Origin of the sequence: Brucella sp. HL-2, assembly GCF_025846885.2 — a bacterium.
In the GTDB taxonomy this organism is placed as follows: Bacteria; Pseudomonadota; Alphaproteobacteria; order Rhizobiales; family Rhizobiaceae; genus Brucella; species Brucella quorumnocens.
Genome location: NZ_JAOYTK010000062.1, coordinates 1 through 3,224, shown reverse-complemented (window position 1 = coordinate 3,224; position 3,224 = coordinate 1). Strand labels below are relative to the sequence as shown.

Below are 3,224 nucleotides of genomic sequence, written 5' to 3'. Positions count from 1 at the left end.
TCGCAAATCAGTGCTTAATGCTCGTCCCATCGAAAGCCTCCTTATCTGGAAACCTTGAATCAGACAGATTGCCGATTGTCACCTCAAAACTGATTCAGCCTTCAAAGGACACGCTCTAGGTCCGACGATGTATGCCGAAGTCGTTCATCCGGATTCCATGAAACCGGTGCCCATCGGTCAGCAAGGCGTTCTATTGCTCACATCCTTATTCCCGTTTCAGCGGGTAATGCCGCTTATTCGCTACGCGACAGGCGATGTCGCGAGAAATCTTGGTTATGGATGTGCCTGCGGCGACCCCGGCCTAAAAATTCGCCTTTCCGGTCGCACCAAACATTGCGTCAAATTGATATCGGAAACAGGTGAGGACCTATATTTCGGAACCCGGGAGATCGGGGAAGCCGTCTATGCTCACCACGCGCTCTCGCAATTTCCCTTTCCCCGGTTTTGCGCCACCACTCGGACAGTGGATGGCCGCAAAGAAATTTGCCTCCATGTCGAGGCAGTGAATCTTGAAGCCTTCGATCAAGAGGGCGTCACCAACGCGATACGAACAAGTTTGATGAATGACTGCCCCGAACTGAATAGGGCGATGCAGAACGTAGATTTCAAAGTGAAATATTACCAGCGGGGCGGCCTATCGGATCACTGGAAAATTTATCCTGAACGATAAAAGGACAGGAGAACACGATGATTTATTCCTTGGATCAATGGGTTAACATCGATATTCGACAGAAAGTCGAAGCTGAAATACTGGAATTGATTGAGATTCTGATGGCCTCTCAATCACCCTACCTCGAACAGTTCGAATTGCGGGGACAGCCGTGCGGACCAAAGAAAATCCGTTTAAGCATCCGAAACGGGGAGGAAGGCTCCGGCCGCGTGCCTGCCGACTATGGGAACCCTGACCTTTGGGATCGTTCCCCGCTTTACGAAACTCTTCCGGCGACTCGAGAACTCATCGAAAGCTTCCCCCTGGAGGACGTGGCGCGGATCCTCGTGCTGGTTGATCCCGCTGGGTGGGGGACGCCGCTTCATCGGGATCATCAGTTGCCCGATGTAGAGCAGGAATTCGTCTGGTTCCGCACGTCACCCGAAAAGCAGCTATATGTCGTCGACGATGCGGATGTCAGGGCAGATGCACCGGGATTTGCCGCATGGTTCGACAGCCGCCAGCGCCATGGCGTTGAAAAGTCGCCACGCCCGACGGTTTCGATAAGGGCCGACGGAAGATTCTAGGACTATGTTCGGGCGCTCTTCCCCTTGCGGCAGTCTCGTCAACACTTGAATTGGCCACCCAGCCAACCTAAACTTGTCACCTCTGTATGCCTAAAAATGGATCCGTGATGCCGAGAAAACCAATCTACCTATTCAATACGATGTCGCGTTCCGCGGAAACATTCGTTCCTTTGACCGGGCACCATGTGGGCGTTTATACATGTGGCCCGACGGTTTATAACAACGCTCATCTAGGGAACATGCGAACCTATATATTCTCTGACACACTTGTTCGGTTGTTGAGAGCAAATGAATTCACCGTCAATCATGTCATGAATATTACTGATGTTGGCCATCTTACCAGCGATGCCGACGAAGGTGAAGACAAGATGGAGCTAGGCGCTGCTCGGGAAGGGCAAACGGCATGGCAGATTGCAGAAACTTACGAGAAGGCCTTTATCGAGCAGTGTGAACTCCTCAATATTGTGAGCCCCAATACACTCTGCAGAGCGACAGAACATATTCCTCAGCAAATTAGGATGGTCGAGCAACTCGAAGCAAAAGGTTTCACGTATCGAACTGAGGACGGTATATACTTTGATACCTCCCTTGTTGGTGATTACGGTCGTCTGGCTCGGTTGGACAAAGAAGGATTGCGATCGGGAATACGTGTAGCGGCCGCGGAAAAGCGCAACAAAACGGACTTTGCGCTCTGGAAGTTTTCACGCGCAGACGAGAACCGGCAAATGGAATGGCCATCCCCTTGGGGCGTTGGCTTTCCAGGCTGGCACATTGAATGCAGCGCGATGTCAACCTTTTATCTGGGCGTTCAATTCGATATTCATACGGGAGGTATAGACCATATTCCTGTCCACCATAGCAACGAAATCGCTCAGAGTGAGAACGCCACTGGCTGCGTCCCTTTCGTGCGCTACTGGATGCACGGCAATTTCCTCCAGATGGAAAACGACGAGCGTATGGCAAAATCGAAAGGCACATTCGCCACTGCATTTAGCATTGTAGAGCGGGGTATGGACCCGCTGGCCTTTCGCTTTCTATGCATGAAATCGCATTATCGAAACACCATGAAGTTCTCGTGGGAGATACTGGAAAGCGCGAATGTTGCTTTCCGACGCCTTAAGCAAACGATCACCGAGATCCAAGTTCAAGCCGGTTCTCAAACGGGTGGCGGGTCTGAACCGCATGAAGGACATTCATATGAAGAGAAGATCTCAGATGCCTTCAACAATGACCTCGGAACCCCCGCCGCCCTGACGCTCCTACAATCTGCGCTGAACGACGAGCAACTGCATCCGCCAGCCAAGCTACGGATCGTCGAGATGTTCGACAACGTCGCAGGACTGAGGCTTCTGGTAGCGGCGAATATGTTCTCCGACACCCCCTTTTCAGCACCTCCTGAGATCCAGGACTTGGCGGAGCTCCGACAGACTGCCCGTCTCCGGCGTGATTGGAAAACCGCAGATGAACTTCGTAGCCGCATGAGCGATGAGGGATATGTCGTCGAAGACACACCTGAAGGATTCAAGCTTTCGGCCCGCGACAAGGCGCAATGACTCTAGGATGGAGAGCGAGACTGTAAATTAAAGTGTGTCCGAGCGTTTTTTCATAGTTCAGCGATAGGCATTCTGTCATCGCCGAACATGATGTGGAAGCTTTGCAAAGCAGGCTTCCAGAAGTGAATGGCCTTCCAGTTCCTCGCGGCGTGGTTGATGGCCAGATAGAGTGCTTTTAGCACGGAATCGTCATTTGGGAATATCCTTCGGTTGCGGGTGAGCTTGCGCATGGACATGTTCAGCGATTCAATAGCGTTCGTGGTATAAATCACCTTGCGGATCTCTGGCATGAACTGGAAGAACGGGATGATGTTGTGGGGGTGCGGATAAAAACTTGGACTGGTTTTACGTCACAATGCCAAGACTGTTTCGATATTCGATTGGGCTTCGAGCGCCAAGTGATATCTTGATCCGCTTCTCGTTGTACCATCGAAT

4 protein-coding genes and 1 pseudogene are annotated in these 3,224 nt (G+C 51.7%); 3 read left to right on the top strand and 2 right to left on the bottom strand.

Translation table 11 applies throughout. The features are described from left to right. Window positions 1-127: 127 nt before the first annotated feature. The 3 genes from OIV19_RS23485 to cysS all read left to right on the top strand — a co-directional run bounded on the left by OIV19_RS23485 (window position 128) and on the right by cysS (window position 2,789). Entirely contained in the window at window positions 128-670 is a 543-nt protein-coding gene (locus tag OIV19_RS23485; RefSeq protein WP_264234317.1) for an acyl-CoA synthetase family protein, read from the top strand. 17 nt (window positions 671-687) lie between these two features. After that, window positions 688-1,236: a hypothetical protein gene (locus tag OIV19_RS23480; protein ID WP_264234316.1), complete on the top strand. Its 549-nt coding sequence runs from the start codon at window positions 688-690 to the stop codon at window positions 1,234-1,236. A gap of 107 nt (window positions 1,237-1,343) precedes the next feature. Further along, entirely contained in the window at window positions 1,344-2,789 is a 1,446-nt protein-coding gene (cysS, locus tag OIV19_RS23475) for a cysteine--tRNA ligase (RefSeq protein ID WP_264234315.1), read from the top strand. A 50-nt stretch (window positions 2,790-2,839) separates the two neighbouring features. On the opposite strand, the pseudogene OIV19_RS23470 reads toward cysS, so the two are convergent. Beyond that, a pseudogene (locus tag OIV19_RS23470) lies at window positions 2,840-3,103 on the bottom strand (transposase); the annotation flags it as partial. Between the two features lie 31 nt (window positions 3,104-3,134). Next, a partial coding sequence (locus OIV19_RS23465) for an IS3 family transposase (RefSeq protein WP_264234318.1) occupies window positions 3,135-3,224 on the bottom strand: 90 nt, incomplete at its 5' end.